The organism is Caballeronia sp. LjRoot34 (assembly GCF_964253815.1).
In the GTDB taxonomy this organism is placed as follows: Bacteria; Pseudomonadota; Gammaproteobacteria; order Burkholderiales; family Burkholderiaceae; genus Caballeronia.
In genome coordinates this window covers 713,001-731,640 of the sequence record NZ_CAXUSB020000001.1, presented here as the reverse complement: position 1 = coordinate 731,640, position 18,640 = coordinate 713,001, and the positions used below count along the sequence as shown (strand labels likewise).

Annotated in this window: 15 protein-coding genes; 4 read left to right on the top strand and 11 right to left on the bottom strand. The window is 61.2% G+C overall.

Annotated features, from left to right (window positions below):
- The first annotated feature begins 62 nt into the window (after positions 1 to 62).
- Together ACSQ36_RS03155 and ACSQ36_RS03150 are read left to right on the top strand one after the other, a co-directional pair.
- On the top strand, positions 63 to 323 hold the full coding sequence (locus ACSQ36_RS03155) for an antitoxin (RefSeq protein ID WP_436180874.1): 261 nt from the start codon (positions 63 to 65) through the stop codon (positions 321 to 323).
- An 8-nt stretch (positions 324 to 331) separates the two neighbouring features.
- Entirely contained in the window at positions 332 to 718 is a 387-nt protein-coding gene (locus ACSQ36_RS03150; protein ID WP_436180873.1) for a type II toxin-antitoxin system VapC family toxin, read from the top strand.
- Between the two features lie 13 nt (positions 719 to 731).
- Here ACSQ36_RS03150 and fghA read toward each other — a convergent pair whose 3' ends face one another.
- From fghA to ACSQ36_RS03130, 4 genes are all read right to left on the bottom strand, one after another.
- On the bottom strand, positions 732 to 1,577 hold the full coding sequence (gene fghA, locus ACSQ36_RS03145) for an S-formylglutathione hydrolase (protein ID WP_436180872.1): 846 nt from the start codon (positions 1,575 to 1,577) through the stop codon (positions 732 to 734).
- A 71-nt stretch (positions 1,578 to 1,648) separates the two neighbouring features.
- Positions 1,649 to 2,755, bottom strand: coding sequence for an S-(hydroxymethyl)glutathione dehydrogenase/class III alcohol dehydrogenase (locus ACSQ36_RS03140; protein WP_436180871.1), 1,107 nt, complete (start codon positions 2,753 to 2,755; stop codon positions 1,649 to 1,651).
- Between the two features lie 58 nt (positions 2,756 to 2,813).
- Complete coding sequence (locus ACSQ36_RS03135) at positions 2,814 to 4,037, bottom strand: AGE family epimerase/isomerase (RefSeq protein ID WP_436180870.1); 1,224 nt, start codon at positions 4,035 to 4,037, stop codon at positions 2,814 to 2,816.
- Between the two features lie 76 nt (positions 4,038 to 4,113).
- The gene (locus tag ACSQ36_RS03130) at positions 4,114 to 5,544 is read right to left on the bottom strand and encodes a xylulokinase (protein WP_436180869.1); all 1,431 of its coding nucleotides are present in this window, start codon (positions 5,542 to 5,544) and stop codon (positions 4,114 to 4,116) included.
- Between the two features lie 387 nt (positions 5,545 to 5,931).
- On the opposite strand from ACSQ36_RS03130, the gene ACSQ36_RS03125 reads away from it, so the two are divergent.
- Entirely contained in the window at positions 5,932 to 7,305 is a 1,374-nt protein-coding gene (locus ACSQ36_RS03125) for a nucleobase:cation symporter-2 family protein (protein ID WP_213768668.1), read from the top strand.
- Positions 7,306 to 7,432: 127 nt separating this feature from the next.
- Here ACSQ36_RS03125 and ACSQ36_RS03120 read toward each other — a convergent pair whose 3' ends face one another.
- Genes ACSQ36_RS03120 through ACSQ36_RS03110 form a run of 3 tightly spaced genes read right to left on the bottom strand, consistent with a single transcriptional unit; the run spans position 7,433 to position 13,548 of the window.
- Entirely contained in the window at positions 7,433 to 9,073 is a 1,641-nt protein-coding gene (locus ACSQ36_RS03120; protein ID WP_436180868.1) for an efflux transporter outer membrane subunit, read from the bottom strand.
- Between the two features lies 1 nt (position 9,074).
- Positions 9,075 to 12,266, bottom strand: a complete 3,192-nt coding sequence (locus ACSQ36_RS03115; RefSeq protein WP_213768666.1) for an efflux RND transporter permease subunit — start codon at positions 12,264 to 12,266, stop codon at positions 9,075 to 9,077.
- 28 nt (positions 12,267 to 12,294) lie between these two features.
- Positions 12,295 to 13,548, bottom strand: a complete 1,254-nt coding sequence (locus ACSQ36_RS03110; RefSeq protein WP_436180867.1) for an efflux RND transporter periplasmic adaptor subunit — start codon at positions 13,546 to 13,548, stop codon at positions 12,295 to 12,297.
- A 455-nt stretch (positions 13,549 to 14,003) separates the two neighbouring features.
- On the opposite strand from ACSQ36_RS03110, the gene ACSQ36_RS03105 reads away from it, so the two are divergent.
- Positions 14,004 to 14,654 carry a TetR family transcriptional regulator gene (locus tag ACSQ36_RS03105; protein ID WP_213768664.1) on the top strand — a complete coding sequence of 217 codons (651 nt, stop codon included), beginning with the start codon at positions 14,004 to 14,006 and terminating at the stop codon, positions 14,652 to 14,654.
- A 29-nt stretch (positions 14,655 to 14,683) separates the two neighbouring features.
- On the opposite strand, the gene ACSQ36_RS03100 is transcribed toward ACSQ36_RS03105, so the two are convergent.
- The 4 genes from ACSQ36_RS03100 to ACSQ36_RS03085 form a co-directional block, all read right to left on the bottom strand.
- Positions 14,684 to 15,448, bottom strand: coding sequence for a CoxG family protein (locus tag ACSQ36_RS03100; RefSeq protein WP_213768663.1), 765 nt, complete (start codon positions 15,446 to 15,448; stop codon positions 14,684 to 14,686).
- A 164-nt stretch (positions 15,449 to 15,612) separates the two neighbouring features.
- Entirely contained in the window at positions 15,613 to 15,975 is a 363-nt protein-coding gene (locus ACSQ36_RS03095) for a DUF427 domain-containing protein (RefSeq protein ID WP_213768662.1), read from the bottom strand.
- Between the two features lie 261 nt (positions 15,976 to 16,236).
- The gene (locus ACSQ36_RS03090) at positions 16,237 to 16,797 is read right to left on the bottom strand and encodes a carboxypeptidase regulatory-like domain-containing protein (RefSeq protein ID WP_436180866.1); all 561 of its coding nucleotides are present in this window, start codon (positions 16,795 to 16,797) and stop codon (positions 16,237 to 16,239) included.
- Between the two features lie 243 nt (positions 16,798 to 17,040).
- Positions 17,041 to 18,576: a DegQ family serine endoprotease gene (locus tag ACSQ36_RS03085; protein WP_213768661.1), complete on the bottom strand. Its 1,536-nt coding sequence runs from the start codon at positions 18,574 to 18,576 to the stop codon at positions 17,041 to 17,043.
- Between the last annotated feature and the right edge of the window lie 64 nt (positions 18,577 to 18,640).

Genomic DNA, 18,640 nt, shown 5'->3' with positions numbered 1-18,640 from the left:
TCGTCGCACCCCATCAATTTGGACTATACTGTGGTATCTACCAAATCTGGAAAGGGGGCGCGATGAGGCAAGTAGCGAAACTTTTTATCAACGGGCGCAGCCAGGCAGTCCGTTTGCCTGCCGCATATCGATTCGACGGCGACGAAGTTTTCGTTCGACGAGACCCCGATACCGGCGACGTCATTTTGTCGCGTAAACCAGAAAACTGGGATGGTTTCGTTGCGGCACTCGTAAGTCCGGACGTTCCGGAAGATTTCCTCGACGCTGATGAGCGCAATCAGGGAACCCACCGCGGTGACCCATTTGAAGGATGGACCGAGTGAAGCGATACATGCTCGACACAAACATGGTGAGCCACTTGATCAAGAAACATGCAGCCGTGATGCCGCGGCTTGAGGCCATACCCATGTCGAGTATCTGTGTTTCGGCCATCACCGAAGGGGAGCTCCTCTTCGGATTGGCGAAGCGACCCGACTCGACGCAGCTGCGTCGTATCGTTCACGAGTTCTTGCTCCGCGCAGACGTCTTACCTTGGGACAGTCTCGTGGCGGAAGAGTATGGCAGCCTTCGCGCCGAACTAGAGCACCAGGGACAGACGCTAGCCCCAATGGACCTGATGATCGGGGCGCATGCCCGGTGCGTGGACGCCGTACTGGTAACAAACGACCGGGTTTTCAATCAAGTGCCCAACCTGAAACTCGAGGACTGGACACGTTAAAGCGTCGCCACTCTCAAGCACACAGCGTGCGTGCATGAAACGCAATATGCTCGCCGATAAACGTCGAAATGAAGTAATACCCGTGGTCATAGCCATCATGCCGGCGCACGGTCACCGTCTGCCCTGCCGCCTGCGCCGCCGCTTCGAATAACTCCGGATGTAACTGCGCTGCGAGGAAGTTATCGGCGAGACCCTGGTCGATCAGGATCCCTGCTGCAAATTTCGACGTCGCGTTCTTCACCAGTTCGCTCGCGTCATACTGCTTCCACGTTTCCCGATCCTCGCCGAGATAGCCGGAAAACGCCTTCACGCCCCAAGGACATTGCGAAGGCGCAGCAATCGGCGCGAACGCGGACACCGACTTATAAATGTCCGGGTTCTTCAACGCGAGAACCAGCGCGCCGTGACCGCCCATCGAGTGCCCGAAAATACCCAGCCGATCCTCACGCACCGGCAATTCAGCAAGCACCGCCGCGCGCAGATCCTGCGTCACATACGAGTACATCCGATAATTGCGCGCCCACGGTTCCTGCGTTGCATCGACGTAAAATCCCGCACCTACGCCGAAGTCCCACGCAGCGCTTTCGTTCGGTACGCCCGCACCGCGCGGGCTCGTATCCGGCGCGATCAACGCGATGCCATGCTCAGAGGCATAACGCTGCGCGCCGGCCTTGATCGGAAAGGTCTCTTCCGTGCAAGTGAGGCCAGCGAGATAGAACAACGCGGGCACTTTGCCGGTCGATGCCTCGGCTGGCAAAAACACCGAGAACCGCATCGGCAAGCCGATCGATTGCGAGTCGTGTTTATAGGTTCGCTGCACGCCGCCGTAGCACCGATGTTCTTCCACAAGTTCCAGCATTGCTTCACCCCTTCTTTTTTTCGCCGGGACAGCGCACCGTTTTTGGCGCGCCGCCCCGGCTCGCTCTTCGCTTAATACAACACCACCGAACGGATCGATTCGCCCTTCTTCATCAGGTCGAAACCTTCATTGATGCGCTCGAGCGGCAGTGTGTGCGTGATCAGGTCATCGATATTGATCTTGCCTTCCATGTACCAGTCCACGATCTTCGGCACGTCGGTACGCCCGCGTGCGCCGCCGAACGCCGAGCCCTTCCACTCACGGCCCGTGACCAGCTGGAACGGCCGGGTGCTGATCTCCTCGCCCGCCGCCGCCACGCCGATGATGAACGACTGGCCCCAGCCCTTGTGCGTGCATTCCAGCGCCTGACGCATCACCTTCGTGTTGCCGATACATTCGAACGAATAGTCCGCGCCGCCATCGGTCAACTGCACGATGTGATCGACGACATTCGGCACTTCGTTCGGGTTGATGAAGTGCGTCATGCCGAACTTCTTCGCGAGTTCCACACGGCGCGGGTTCAGGTCAACGCCGATGATCTTGTCCGCCCCGACCATCTTCGCGCCCTGGATCACATTCAAGCCGATACCGCCCAGCCCAAACACCACCACGTTCGCGCCGGCTTCGACTTTCGCCGAATACACGACCGCGCCCACACCCGTCGTCACACCGCAACCGATGTAGCAGATCTTGTCGAAAGGCGCATCTTCACGCACCTTCGCCACTGCGATTTCCGGCACGACGATGTAGTTCGAAAACGTCGATGTGCCCATGTAATGGAACAGCGGCTTCCCGCCGATGGAAAAGCGCGACGTGGCATCCGGCATCAAGCCGCGGCCTTGCGTGGAACGAATGGCCTGGCACAAATTAGTCTTGCGCGACAGACAGAACTTGCACTGCCGGCACTCGGGCGTATAGAGCGGAATGACGTGATCGCCCTTCCTCAACGTGCCCACGCCCGGGCCGACATCGACCACGATACCCGCGCCTTCATGCCCGAGAATTGCCGGGAAGATGCCTTCCGGATCGGCGCCCGAGAGCGTGTAGTAGTCGGTATGGCAAATGCCGGTCGCTTTCAGTTCAATCAGCACTTCACCGGCGCGCGGCCCTTCGAGATCGACTTCCTCGATGGTGAGCGGCTTTCCGGCTTCCCATGCAATGGCGGCTTTGGTCTTCATGTCTGGCTCCTTTCGTTGATCGTTGATTCAGAGTGGGCAGGCAGTGCGTCGTACCATGTCATGACACAACATTTAGTACTTCGTAGCATGCACCCATGGTGTGATAGTCGACCTTGCCGGCCGGACTTTTTTCGTTGCTGTATTTCGTGTTGTCGCGCGCGAGTATCCGGTACCACGCACCCCATTTGTGATCGACGAAATGGTCCCAGCTGTAGGTCCACAAACGGTCGTAATCGGTCCAGTAACGCGCTGCCGTAGCCGAATCACCGGCTTGCGCGGCGAGCAACGCGGCGGCGGCCAATGACTCTGCCTGGACCCAGAAATACTTGTCTTCGTCGTAGAACTCGCCCTTGATATCGAAACCGTAAACCATCCCGCCGTGTTCGTGGTCCCAGGAAAATTCCAGCGCACGATCAAACAGTTCTCGTGCGCGCGTGACGTGCCACGGGTCCGGACGATGCCGGTCGAGAATCAGCAGCAGCTTCGCCCATTCGGTCTGATGGCCCGGCTGGAATCCCCACGGCCGGAAGATGTTGGTCTTGTCGCCCTTGTTGTATTCCCAGTCGACCGACCAGTCCGGCTTGTAGTGCTCCCAGACCAGGCCGCCGGCAAGCTCAGCCTGACGATTCACCATGTTGTCCGCAAGCAGCGCGGCACGGTCCAGGTAACGCACATCCTGCGACGCCTCGAACGCAGCGAGCATCGCTTCGCAGGCATGCATGTTGGCGTTTTGTCCGCGATAGTCCGACACCACCCAGTCCGCGCTCGCTTCGTCTTTGTACAGGCCGTGAGCCGCGTCCCAGAAGTGCGTTTCCATCAGGTCCCAGGTTTCTTCCAGGTACCCGCGCGCTTCTTCAAACCCTGCTTCCAGCGCCTTCGCATACGCCAGCACGACGAACGCGAGGCCGTAGCAATGATTGGTGGCATCGGTGACATCGCGGCCGCTGAGCGTCCACGCATAACCACCGGTCTGCGGGTTACGATGAAACTCACGCAAGTATTCAATGCCATGACGCACGCCGCCGCGATACTCATCGAGGCCAAAGTGCTTGTACGCCATTGCATAGTTGAAAACGAAGCGCGTGCTCGACACCAGATGCCGCGACTTGCGGTCATAAATCGTGCCGTCATCCTTGTAGAAATGATAGAAACCGCCCGCCGGGTCCATGCAGTGCGGGTGATAAAACGTCATGGTCCGCAGTGCGTGATCGAGCAGGAACTCACGCGAGCGAAAGTCGGGATGGTCGGGATGTGTAGCCGGGGACGTGGTTGTATCGGACATATTCGTATGAGGCTGTTCGTGCTGTCTTTGGATTCGCTTGGGCGAGCGTTAGTGTAAGCGGAGGTCGAAACGTGCGCTAAAACCAGCTCGCGTTACGCTGGTATAAATCGATGAAACGTGTATGACGGAGCGCCAAAGCCCCGTCGCTATCTGCACCACCCGGCGATGCAACCAGCGTCGCCGACGGCGCCAGCGCCGCCAGATCCGCCGCGTGCCAGGACCCGAGCGCGATGCCGCCAAGGATCGCCGCGCCGCGCGTCGCCGCGTTCGGGCAATCGACGGCTTGCAGGTCGGCGTCCAGCGCGTCGGCAAGAAGCTGACGCCAGCGCGGATCGATCGAGCCGCCGCCGGCAAGCCGCAGGGTTCGTACCGCGGCCGAGGGTCCCGCGTTCAGACGAATGGCATCGAGGCCGGCACGCAAGGCAAACGCTACGCCTTCGAAAGCCGCGCGCATCATCGTGCCGCGTGTGTCGCCAAGACCCAAGCCGAGCCACCCGCCCCTCGCCGATGGATTCATCCACGGCGAACGTTCGCCGCTCACGTACGGCAAGAACGTCACGCGCGTGGATGCCAGCGCACTGAACGCGTCTTCATAAGCGCTTGGCCAGTCCTGGTAGCCGAGCCAGCCGCGCACCGCTTCGAGCGCCACGCCCACGTTCTGCATCGCCGCCATCCGATACCACTGGTCAGTCGCCGCGCGATACGCGTGCAGGCCGATGACAGAGGCCGGCGCATCCGTCGACATCACCACGACCTGCCCGCCGCTGCCGGTGGTCAGCAACGCGTCGCCATCGGCAAAAAGACCACTGCCGAGCGCGGCGCAAGCAGTGTCACCCGCGCCCACGGCCAGCACTATTCCGGCGCGCAGCCCGAGCAGTTTCGCGCCCTCCGCGTTCAACGTGCCGGCCGCTGCATACGATGGCGCGAGCGGCGCGAACCACTCGCGCCGCAGCCCGATTTCCGCGATAAGCGCGTCGTCCCACACGCCCGAAGGTGCGGCGAGCGCGGTGGCGCACGCGTCCGACGGATCAGTGCAGACTTCGCCGCCCAACGCCGTGCGCAGCCAGTCTTTCGGCTGCAAGGCCCAGCGTGTCTTGCTCATCACTGCGGGCTCGTTCACCGCGAGCCAGCGCAGCAGCGGCCCCGCCATGCCGGGCGCGACGGGATTCGGTTGCGGCGGGCCCCACGCGTCGAGCAAATCGAGCGCGCGGGTATCGGGCCATAACATAGCGGGACGCAGCGCGTGGTTGTTCTCGTCGGTGACTACGACGCCATGCATCTGCCCGGAGAAACCGATTGCATTCACCTGCTCGCGCTCATGGGCGGGCAGGCGTGCGGCTGCATCGCGTAGTGCATTCCACCAGGATTCGACGGGCGTTTCGGCCCAGCCGGGAAACGGCGTCGTGACTGTGTATGCGGCGCTCGCGAAGGCACGTTCGTGACCGTTTTCATCGACGATAGCGAGTTTCAGCGATGCCGTGCCCAGATCGATGCCAAGAAATCGCATGGAGATTCGTAGAAAAATAAGCTGAAAAACGGGTTGCGACGGGTTTACCCGCTGCCCACGCCGCGCCTCTGGAAAACAGACTATGCGGTGCGGCGGATAACCATCATAACCACGCCTCGTATCTGGACGCCTTGCCAAGTGCGACGCAAATCGTCCTTCGCCCGCCAGCCGTGGCTTCACTGCGCCAGACGCGATATTAAGGCACTCGCGGCATATCAGCGCGGCTAAGGGGGCCATACGCCAACGTCGACTTGTTCTCATTTTTTGCGCCGCTTACCTTGAATCACTAATTCGAGGGACACGCTCGGATCAACGCAAACAACTTGCATGGGACCGAAGTAAGGCGCTAAAGCGCCAACTCCGGTCGACATTGGAGACAGAAACGACATGGCATCAATCCCGGTTCACCCGTGCGACGAACGGTTACCCGCCGCCCAGCTGCTTACGCTAGGCATTCAGCATGTACTCGTGATGTACGCAGGCGCCGTCGCGGTCCCGCTGATTCTCGGCGCGGCGCTCAAGCTGCCGAAAGACCAGATCGCGTTCCTCATCAGCGCCGATCTGTTCTCGTGCGGCGTCGCGACTCTTATCCAGACGTTGGGCCTGTGGATCTTCGGCATCCGCTTGCCGGTCATCATGGGCTGCACGTTTGCCGCCGTCGGCCCGATGGTCGCTATCGGCACGAATCCGGGGCTCGGCATTCTCGACATATTCGGCGCGACGATCGCAGCGGGCGTGGTGGGGATTTTTCTCGCGCCGATGATCGGCAAGCTGCTGCGCTTTTTCCCGCCCGTGGTGGTCGGCACGGTGATCGCGGTGATCGGTTTGTCGCTGATGGGCGTGGGTATCAACTGGGCGGCCGGCGGTGTCGGGAACCCGGAGTACGGCAATCCGGTTTATCTGCTGCTGGCGCTTGTCGTGCTCACCTTGATCCTGATGATCAACAAATTTGCACGCGGGTTTGTCGCGAATATTTCGGTGTTGCTCGGGATCGTGGCGGGGTTCGGGATTGCCATGTCGCTTGGGCGCGTCGATCTCAACGGCGTGACGAACGCGCCGTGGGTCGGCATCGTGTTGCCGTTTCACTTCGGCTTGCCGCACTTCGACCCGCTTTCCATTGCAACGATGGTCATCGTCATGTTCGTGACCTTCATCGAATCGACGGGCATGTTCCTGGCCGTCGGTGACATGGTCGAGCGTCCCGTCGATCAGGATGCGCTGGTGCGCGGACTGAGAGTGGATGGATTGGGCACGCTGATTGGCGGGATCTTCAACTCGTTTCCGCATACGTCGTTCTCGCAGAACGTCGGGCTGATCGGCGTCACGGGTGTGAAGAGCCGCTTCGTCTGTGCGACCGGCGGCGTGATCCTCGTGGCGCTCGGGCTGTTTCCGAAGATGGCGCAGGTGGTGGCATCGGTACCGCCGTTCGTGCTCGGCGGCGCGGGCATCGTCATGTTCGGCATGGTCGCGGCGAACGGGATCAAGGTGCTGTCGAAGGTCGACTTCGTCAAGAACCACCACAACTTGTTTATCGTCGCGGTGAGTATTGGCCTGGGACTCGTGCCGGTGGTCGCGCCGAAGTTCTTCTCGCAGTTACCGCACGCGCTGGAACCCATTCTTCATAGCGGAATCTTGCTGGCGTCGGTGTCGGCGGTGCTGCTGAATATTGTGTTTAACGGGGTGAAGAAGGAACGCGACGCGACCTGCGCGATCCGTCATGCCGGAAGGGATTTCGATGGGACGGCGAAGGTGAAGCACTGAGGAAACGCATCAAGACCATTCATAAAATTCCTTGCGCGAATCGATGTCAGTGCAAACCTGAGAGACCAATAAAAAAACCGCAGCCCCAAAAGGCTGCGGTTTTTCAACATCTGAACCACCTACAAATTTACCCTGCCGATCCCACTGTTTTCCCCTCGGCATCAACCTGCGGCTTCGCCGCCGGCACCAGATGTTGTACCGGTACCAGCTTCGCAGAACCCGCCGAAGCCGAAGCCGAGCTGACCGTCGTACCGGAAGCCGCAGGCGCAACAGCTGCCGTCGGCGTGCCGATATCACGGTAATTCGGCATTGCATCCGAAGGACGTGGCTGATCGCCCGCATGCTCGACCCAGCCGCCGCCCAGCTCACGATACAAATCGACGAGATTCGTCACCCGGTTCAGCCGCGCCGTAATCAGCAACTGCTGCGCGGTGTACAGGTTCGTCTGGGCCGTCAGCACGCTCAGATAGTTGTCCACGCCGTTGCGATACCGCATATCCGACAGCTCCAGCCCGCGAGCCTGCGACTTCACATACAACTCCAGCGCCTTGATCTGCTCGTCGTACGTGCCGCGCGCGGCCAGGCCGTCCGCTACTTCGCGGAACGCCGTCTGGATCGCCTTCTCGTAATTCGCGATCTCGATGCGCTTCTGGATCTGAGCCAGATCCAGGTTGGCCAGGTTAGCGCCGCCCTCGAAAATCGGAATCGAGATTTGCGGTGCGAACGACCACGCCGCCGAACCCGGCTTGAACAACGTGCCAAGCGAAGGCGCCAGCGTCCCGAAGTTACCCGTCAGTGAAATCTTCGGGAAAAACGCCGCACGCGCCGCACCGATGTTCGCGTTCGCCGCGAGCAGCGAATGCTCCGCCGACGCAATATCCGGGCGCCGCACAAGCAGGTCCGAAGGCAGCCCGGCGGGGATATCGGCGAGCAGATTCTGGCTGTCGAGCGGCAGGCCCGGCGGCAAATCTGCCGGCAACGGCTCACCGATCAGCAGCACCAGCGCATTCTCGGCCTGCGCCCGCAGACGCAATTGCGACTGCAGGTTGGCGGCAGCCTGCTGCAGGATGCCCTCGGACTGAGTCACGTCGAGCTCGGTGCCCACGCCGTTATCGAATTGCAGCTTCGTGATCCGATACGACTCCTGCGCCGTCTTCAGCGTATTGCGCGTGACGGTGAGCTGGTCGTCGTCCGAAAGCATGGTCAGGTACTGGTCGGCGACTTGCGACACCAGCGAGATTTCCGCCGCCTTGCGTGTTTCCGCGAGCGCGAAATACTGCTCGAGCGCCTGATCCTTCAAGCTCTGAATCCGCCCGAAGAAGTCGATTTCCCAGGACGCGTTCACCCCGACCGAATAGTCGGTAGAGAGCGTCTGATTAAACAACGACAGATCCCTCGGTGTTCGCGTCTTGGTCTGCGACCCGACTGCGTCAAGCGTGGGCAGCAACTCGGAACGCGTGATCTGATACTGCGAGCGCGCCGCGGCCACGTTGAGCATGGACACGCGCAGATCGCGGTTGTTCTTCAGCGCGATTGCAACGATCTGCTGCAAGCGCGCGTCGACGAAGAAATCGCGCCAGCCGATGTCCACCGCCGGCTTTACCTGCGCCGCGCCGCCTGGCGAAGCCGCGTCCGGCTGCCTGTCATAGATGCCGCCCGTCGGGAACGTCTGGTCGACGGGCGCCGCCGGGCGCTCGTACTTCGGCGCCATCGTGCAGCCAGCCGCAAAAAGCGCGACCGCTGCCGCTATCAAGGAGTGTTTTAGCATCTCAATGTCCTTCCTTGGCCGGAGCAGGCGTGCCGCCGTGGTCACCATTGCCGCCGTTGCCATCGCCGTCGTGTTCGTGGTGCGGCGTACCCTTGTCGTGGCTGATTTTGCTGATCACCACAAAGAACATCGGGATCATGAAAATTGCCAGGAAGGTTGCGGTCAACATCCCGCCGATCACGCCTGTACCAATTGCGTGCTGGCTGGCTGAACCCGCGCCGTTACTGATTGCAAGCGGCAGCACGCCGAGAATGAACGCCAGCGACGTCATCAGAATCGGGCGCAACCGCAAGCGCGCCGCTTCCATTGCCGCTTCGACCGTGGTCCTGCCCTGACTGCGCAAATCGCGTGCGAATTCCACGATCAAAATCGCGTTTTTCGCCGACAACCCCACCGTAGTCAGCAAGCCGACCTGGAAGAACACGTCGTTTTCGAGCCCGCGCAAGGTGGCCGCGAGCAACGCGCCCAAAATACCGAGCGGCACGACCATGATCACCGAGAACGGAATCGACCAGCTTTCATACAACGCCGCGAGACACAGGAACACGACGAGAATCGAGATGCCGTAAAGAATTGGCGCCTGCGAACCCGACTGGCGTTCCTGCAACGACAAGCCCGTCCATTCGTAACCAATACCGGCCGGCAACTTCGCCGCGATCGCCTCGATGGCCTGCATGGCCTGACCCGTCGATTTACCCGGCGCTGCCGCACCCTGGATTTCCACTGCGGAAATACCGTTGTAGCGTTCGAGCTTCGGCGAACCGTAGATCCATTCGCCCGTACCGAATGCACCGAACGGAACCATCGCGCCGGCACTATTGCGCACGTACCACTTGTTCAGGTCTTCCGGGCTCATGCGGAACTGCGCGTCGCCCTGTACGTAGACCTTCTTGATCCGGTTATCGACGTCCAGGAAGTTGTTCACGTACGACGAAGCCCACGCGATCGAGAACACGTTGTCGATGGTCGCAGGCGACAGACCCAGCGCGTTCGCCTTCTCGCGATCCACGTTCACCTTGAACTGCGGCGTATCGTTCAGGCCGTTAGGACGAACCTGCGCGAGCGTGGGATCTTTCGCCGCCATGCCGAGCAGCATGTTGCGCGCTTCCATCAGCTTTGCGTGACCAACACCCGAGCGATCCTCCAACTCGAAGTCGAAGCCCGACGCCGTGCCCAGTTCCGGAATGGACGGCGGATTGACCGGGATGATCATCGCGTCCTTATAGCCCGCGAAGTGCCCGAACATGCGCCCGACCAGCGCGCCCACCTTCTGGTCCGCGCGCTGCCGTTCGCCGTAGTCCTTCATCCGCACGAACACCAGGCCCGCGTTCTGGCCGCGGCCCGCGAAGCTGAAGCCGTTCACCGTAAAGACCGCTTCGACGATGTCTTTCTGGTCCGTCAGCAGCCAGTTGGTTACGTCGGCGAGCACCTTGGCCGTACGCTCCTGCGTCGAACCCGCCGGCGCCTGGACGAGCACGAACATCGTGCCCTGGTCTTCGTCAGGCAAGAACGACTTCGGCAGGCGAACGAACAGGAAACCCACCGCGACGATCACGACCAGATAGATGATCAGCCAGCGGCCCGAGCGGCGGATAACGTGCTGCACGCCGCTGTGATACTTGTCCTGGCTCTTGGCGAAAGTGCGGTTGAACCAGCCGAAGAACCCCTTCTTCTCGTCGTGATGACCCTTCTCGATTGGCTTCAGGAGGGTCGCGCACAATGCCGGCGTCAAGATCAACGCGGTCAGCACGGACAAGATCATGGCCGCGACAATAGTCAGCGAAAACTGCCGGTAGATCGCGCCCACCGACCCGCCCGAGAACGCCACCGGCACGAACACGGCCGACAGCACGAGCGCGACGCCCACCAGCGCGCCGGTAATCTGGTCCATCGCCTTGCGGGTGGCATCCCTTGGAGACAAGCCCTCCTCGGCCATCACCCGCTCGACGTTTTCCACCACCACGATCGCATCGTCCACCAGCAAGCCGATGGCCAGCACCAGCCCGAACATGGAGAGCGTATTGATGGAGAAACCCACCAGCCCCATGACCGCGAAGGTACCCAGCAGCACGACCGGCACGGCGATGGTCGGGATCAGCGTGGCCCGCAGGTTCTGCAGGAACAGATACATGACCAGGAACACCAGCACGATCCCTTCGATCAGCGTCTTGACCACTTCCTCAATAGACAGCTTCACGAACGGCGTGGTGTCGTACGGATACTTCACGACCAGGCCTGGCGGGAAATACTTCGACAGGTCGTCGATCTTCGCGCGCACCAGTTTCGCCGTGTTCAGCGCGTTGGCGCCCGTGGCGAGCTGGATACCGAAGCCGGCGGTCGGCTGACCGTTGTACTTCGTGTCGAAGTTGTAGTTTTCACCGCCCAGCTCGATGCGCGACACGTCCTTCAGGCGCACTTGCGAGCCATCCTGATTCACCTTCAGCAGGATGTTGCCGAACTGCTCAGGCGTTTGCAGCAACGTGGCTTCCGTAATGGTCGCCTGCAGCATCTGGCCCGGCACCGCCGGCGTACCGCCCAGGCCGCCGCCTGCCACCTGCACGTTCTGCGCGGCGACAGCGTTCGTCACGTCGAGCGGCGTCAACGCGAAGTTGTTCAGCTTGGTCGCATCCAGCCAGATCCGCATGGCGAATTGCGAGCCGAACAACGTCACCGTCCCCACCCCGTCGATACGGCTGACCGGATCTTCCACCTTCGACGCCACGTAGTTAGCGAGGTCGTAACGGCCCATGCTGCCGTCTGTGGAAACGAATGCCATCACCATCAAGAAGCTGCTGCTCGACTTCGTCACCTTGGAGCCGAGCTGCTGAACGGCTTGCGGCAAGAGCGGCGTCGCGAGTTGCAGCTTGTTCTGCACCTGCACCTGCGCGATGTCCGGATTCGTACCGGCCGCGAAGGTCAGCGTAATGGTGGCCGTGCCGGAGTCATCACTGGTGGAAGACAGGTAGAGCAAGTGATCGAGGCCGCTCATCTGCTGCTCGATCACCTGCGTTACCGTGTTTTCCACCGTGCTGGCGGACGCACCCGGGTACGTAGCACTGATCTGAATGGCCGGCGGTGCGATGGTCGGATACTGCGCGACCGGCAAGGTGAAGATCGAAGCGATCCCCGCCAGCATCAGAATAATGGCGATCACCCACGCAAAAATCGGGCGATCGATAAAGAACTTTGCCATGAAACAGGCTCCCTTTTATTGCGCCTGATTACGCGCCTGATGCCGCGGATGCGGGTGCCGGATTGCTCGAAGCCGCCGCGCCGCTTGCGCCAGCGACGGCAGCAGCCGGAGCCGCGCCCGCGTCAGCGTCTGACGCCGCCTGAGCCGGCAGTTGCGCATCGACAGCCTTCACGGTTGCACCGGGCCGCGCTTTTTCCGTTCCCTGCACGATCACGCGATCGCCGGGATTCAGGCCGCTATCCACGACCCACTTGTCGCCGTAGGTACCCGACGTCACCAGTTGACGCAACACGACCTTGTTGTCCGGGCCGACCACCAGCGCCGTCGGCTGGCCCTTCTGGTCATGCGTCACGCCGACTTGCGGGACCACCAGCGCCTTGTCGTTCACACCCTCGTCAATACTGGCGCGCACGAACATGCCCGGCAGCAGCACGCGGTCCTTGTTCGGGAAAATCGCGCGCACCGTGACCGAACCGGTGCCCTGGTCCACGCTCACGTCGGAGAACTGCAACTTGCCCGGTTCCGGATACGTGCGGCCATCTTCCAGGGTCAGCGTGACCTTGGCGGCGTTGACGCCGCTGGTTTGCAAGCGGCCTTCCTGGATATCGCGGCGCAGCTTGAGACCGTCCACGCTCGATTGCGTCAGGTCGACATAGACCGGATCGAGTTGTTGCACGGTGGTCAGCAGCGTCGCGGCGCTAGCCTGCACGTAAGCACCCGGCGTGACCTGCGACAAACCCGTGCGGCCCGTGATAGGCGAGACTACGTCCGTATAACCGAGGTTGATCTGCGCGGTGTCTACTGCGGCCTTGCCTGACGCGACGTCGGCCACGGCCTGCCCTTGAGTCGCCACGGCGTTGTCGTAGTCCTGCTTGCTGACCGCGTTTGCCGCGACGAGGATCTTGTAGCGCGCCGCCAGGGCGTTCTGCGTGATCACGTTGGCCTGCGCCTTGGCGAGCGTCGCCTTGGCGGTATTCAGCGCCGCGATGTACGGCGCCGGATCAATCTTGTAGAGTCGCTCGCCAGCCTTCACGTCCGCGCCTTCCGTGAAATCACGGCGCAACACAATGCCGTCGACCCGTGCACGAACCTGGGCGACAAGAAACGCGCTCGTGCGGCCGGGCAGTTCGCTCACGACAGGAACGGTGGTGGGTTGAATCGTGACGACCCCGACTTCGGGCGTCTGGGGCGGCGGTGCTGATTGTTTTTGTCCGCAGGCTGCAAGAATCACGGCAGCCGTCGCGGCACTGATTAAGCGGAATGGAACCCGTTCGACGCGCATGGAGCGACCTCTGTCAAAGACTGAGATTGAAATAAGTGCGCGGCCGCCTTCTACGGGCGGGCCGCTACGAGCGTCTGAAGACGCTTACCAGTAGCCATTGGGCGCAAAAACCAGTGCCCCGACCATCATTGTTCCTCCGCGCCGGGAGCCGTCTCTATGTACGGCTGCCGCTGACAACGACCTTAGGGATGGACCACGCGGACGGACGGCGGAATGAAAGCTGTGTCGGATATTAACCGGTCAGTGCTACTTGGGCTATCGTTGGACGGATGGTATTGTATATACATTCATGAATGAACGTAAAAGAGACGATCGTACGTGAACAAGAGCAGTGCGAGGGGAATCGTCTCGAAGGGCTGGCGAGCGATGAACAAATGGTTGACGTCGCTGCTGTACAAATGTAAGACGGCGCTCATTTATCGCGCCGAGGCGAGCTAGCTGGGACCCACGAAACAATGGTCAGACGAACCAAGGAAGAAGCGGCGGAGACGCGCAATAGTATTCTCGATGCGGCAGAACGGGTTTTTTTCGAGAAAGGCGTTTCGCGCACCACACTAGCCGACATCGCGCTGGAAGCCGGCGTTACGCGCGGCGCAATCTATTGGCATTTTGCAAACAAGGGCGACCTGTTCACCGCCATGTTCGACCGCAGCCTGTTGCCGCTGGATGAACTGGTCGAAGCAACGCTCGACACCAAAGAGGCCGATCCGCTTGGCCGGATCCGCGACATCTTCATCTGGTGCATGCGCAATATCGCGCTCGACGAGCAGCGCCGGCGCGTATTCGACATCCTGTTTCTGAAATGTGAGTTCGTGGAAGACATGGGGCCGGTGCGCGAGCGGCATCAGACGAACATGCGCGAGGGGAAAGAGAAGATCGAGCGCGGACTGCGCAATGCGGTTGATAAAGGCCAGTTGCCGGCGTTGCTCGATACACATCACGCCACCACCATCCTGCACGCGCTCTTCACCGGCATTCTGTACGACTCACTGATGTGGCCCGAGAGCATCGACCTCAAGAATGATGCAGAGCGCCTGATCGATTCCTGTTTCGACGTCATGCGCTACAGCCCCCACATGCTGCTGCGTCCCGCCGGACCTCTGTAACCGCGGGCTAGCCGAAAATGCCGGCGCTGCTATCGCAGGCCGTAGCGCTGCGCGAGAAACAGGAACACGGCGACACAGCAGATCATCGCGACCCACGCCCATGCGGGCAGGCTGTGCGGATGAGGATGGCGAGGCGCGTGACCGGGCAACCGGTGGCGCAATACACCGCCAATAGCATCGGCGGTTGCCGCCGTGCGGGATTTTTGCGCGGCCGGCGTGCCGTGACGCGCGAACGCCGCCGACATGGAGATCGGTCGCAAGAATACGTGCCGGCGCGAAACAGCGGGGCCGGGCACAACCGCCGGCGGCTGACCATGCTTCGCGCGTACGACTTCGCAGAATTCGATAAAAAAATCGTCGGCAACTTCGCGCAGCGAGTTTTCGATCTGGCGTGCCGGCAAACCTGCCAGCGGCCCGGTGAGCGTCGCCCAGACGGTGTATTCAATCCACGTCGATGCGCTGTTCGCGTCCGGAATCAGCGCCACCGCGATTTGTCCGCGCAACGATCCCACGCCTTCGCCACGCGCCTTGAAACTGAGGGTTTGCGCGTCGACATCGCCGGATTGGCCATCATGGCGCGGCAAACGGGTTGCGTCGGCAACATGTGCCCGGATCGCGTAGTGCGCCCGCAACGCGCCAAGCGGCACCGTCAGCCTCAACGTGTATTCGCCACCGGCAAGACGCACCAGCGATTCGCAGTTATCGATACTCGCGCGCACCAGCGCAAGATCTCCCAAAGCCTCGCGCACCTGAGCGGGTTCGAGCGGAATGCATAAGGCATCGGCTACTTCCATCGGGCCCTCCCGTTGTGTCGACCAGAGTTGGCGCTTCAGCGCTTACTCTGGTCCCATGCAGGTATCTGCGGTCGACCAGAGTTGGCGCTTCAGCGCCTACTCTGGTCCCATAGCGCTTGCTCTGGTCCCATGCCAGTCGACTGTTTTGATTTCGACCTGGCGTTTCAGGTACCCGCCGTCTCGTCGATACGATCGATCCGCGACGGATAAAACGCCAGATAATTTTTAATTTGCGCGACGCCTTCTTTCGGCTGCTCGTAACTCCAGACGGCGTTTTCGACCGGACCGTCCTCCGTCAGCAGATGGTAGTACGTAGCATCGCCCTTGTAGGGGCAATGCGAGGTATGCGTGGATTTTGAGAGCCGTGCCAGGTTGACGTCGGCGCGCGGGAAATAATGCACCGGATCGTTGCCCGTTTCGATCAGCGTCAAGGCTGCGCGGGTGTCGGCGAATGTCACGCCCTGATGAATCACGCGATGGCGTCGCGTATTCAGCGAGATTTCAATGTGATGGGTGTCGGTGCTCATCGCGCGCTCCCGGTACAAAAAAACTAAACCGCCACCGCCGCGTTTGCAGCAGCGACATAAAAAAACCACGGGTTTTCCGGGACCCGTGGCTTTCATTATGAGACAACTTTGGGGTGCCTGTGCAAGCCCCGCCAACGTCTTTGGTACCTGCGCCACACCCTGGGCCATATTTAAAGCATCGCCGCAGTCGTTTGTTTCATATGCGGTTTTGCGTACGGTTTCCCACTGCGGCGCATGGTGCGTCTGATGGTGTTTAAACGTTTATTGCATGGACCAATGGAAATCAGCCTTCGCTCCACCGTTACCGGCCACCGTCACCCCTTGCTTCTTTTCTGAATCCTTGTAGCGGGCATAGACCGTGTAGCGGCCTGGAGGCAGCTTCACCAGCATGTACGGACCCATGGCGTCGGTCTTGAGCACCTCGGCGTTCTTTGCATCGGCAATCCGCACGTGGACGTCAGAGAGATAGTCCGACGTCGGCCCCGTGAAACGCAACGAAAGCGGCCAATGCGCCTGCTCGCGAATCAGCGCGTGCGATTCGTCCAACCCCACGCCGCCGGACGTGAACGAAACGTCGCCCTGTGTCTGGATCTGCGGCAGCCCGCCGCCGTTCGTGTTGCCGGCGCTGCTCGTGTCGCTCGTTCCCCCGCCCACGGTCTGCGCGAATGCACCGCCAGCCATCCCGAACGTCGTCACGGCCGCTAGCAGGGCAATGGACGCCTTTCTCACGGCGGACCTGTGGTGTTTAGTCAACGCGCCGGTGTTTGCTTCAGTGTTTGACTCGGTAGTTGCTTCAATCGCTGCTTTAGTCGTCTTGGTCATCGTGATCGGCTCCTTATGGACTTCAGACGCCTTCATCGGCGTTCCGCTTGTCTCCCGCCGTCCAGCACACGATGTTTCAGGCAGTCGGGCCGAAGCGGTTCGGGAGAGAAGCTATGAGCACGGTTCGTACCTGCATCTACCCTATTTTCAGGGCGGCGCCGTTGCCTACCCGGCGCCGCCCTGTTCCCGCATCGGCCGACGTTCAGTCCGCATTTAAATAAATCACCCGGCAATCATCCCCAATCAGCCGAGATCCACCGGCACGAAGATTTGCGCATCGTCGCGCTGGATCAGCAACGCGATGCTGTCGCCAGCGTGAGCCACCATCGTCTTCAATTGCTGCACAGTCGTGACAGGCTGGCCGTTGACCGCCAGGATCACGTCGCCCGCCTGGATGCCTGCGCTTTCCGCCGCGCCGCCCGCCTGTTGCACGAGCAGACCACGCGACAGCGATGCACTCTGCTTCTCTTCAGGCGTCAGTGGCCGGACCGCGACGCCCAGCCGCGCATCCTGCGATGCCGAATCGGCCTTGTCGGCACCCTGCCCCGCGCTTGCGGTCTTGGCATCGGACAACGTCCCCACGGTCACGCTCAGGTCCTTCGTAGCCTTGTCACGCCAGACCTGCACCTTCGTCGTGGTGCCCGGCGCGAGCGCCGCCACCTGCGACGGCAACGCGTTCGAATCCGCAACCGGCTGGCCATCGACTGAGAGGATCACGTCGCCGGGCTGCAGGCCGGCCTTCGCCGCCGGACCGCCCGCTTCAACCGAACTCACGAGCGCGCCATTCGGGCTTTGCAGGCCGAACGACTTCGCGAGCGTCTGGTCCATGCCCTGCACGGTCACGCCAAGACGGCCGCGATCCACGTGGCCCGTCTTCACCAGCGCGTCTTTCACCTTCATGGCTTCATTGATCGGGATTGCGAACGAAAGCCCCTGGAAGCCACCGGTCTGCGAATAGATCATCGAGTTGATGCCGATCACTTCGCCTTGCAGGTTGAAAAGCGGGCCGCCGGAATTACCCGGATTCACCGGCACGTCAGTCTGGATGAACGGCGTGTAGTTCTCGTTCGGCAACGAGCGCGATTTCGCGCTGATGATGCCGGACGTCACGGTGTTATCGAACCCGTAAGGCGAGCCGATCGCGACCACCCACTGGCCGACCTTGCTGCCGTTCGGATCGCCAATCTTGACGGTCGGCAGGTTCTTCGCATCGATCTTCAGCACGGCGACATCCGACTGCTTGTCCGAGCCGATTACTTTCGCGCGGTATTCGCGTTTGTCGGTGGTCTTGACCGTGACGACGTTCGCGCCATCCACCACGTGCGCATTGGTCAGGATATAACCATCGCTACTCACGATAAAGCCCGAACCCAGGCTTTCGCTGGGGGTATCGGCGGCGTTCTGGCCGTCGTTGCCGCCCATGCCCGGCACGCCATTACCGTAGAAGTGCTTGAAGAACTGGTAGAACGGATCGCTCGGATCGATCGGCAATTGCGGATTGCCGCCATTCCCGCCGCCATTCATGCCGTTGCGGCGCGACGCGGTCTTGACCACGTGCTTCGCGCTGATGTTGACGACCGCCGGGCCGTAGGTTTCGACCAGGCCGGAGAAATCCGGAATACCGGTCTTTGCAGCGGCTTCGGCCGGCATCATGGCGGCTTGTGCCGGCGTGATGACCTGCGGTGCCGGGACGTTCCGGTTTCCTGCGACGTAACCCGCCGACAGGGCGGCGGCAACGGCTACCGCAATGGCGCTGCGGGAAATGATCTTCGAATTCATCGTGTGCTCCTCGGGGATGCGCTTCAGAATGAAACGAAGATTACGAGGCGCCGCTTAAAGGGCA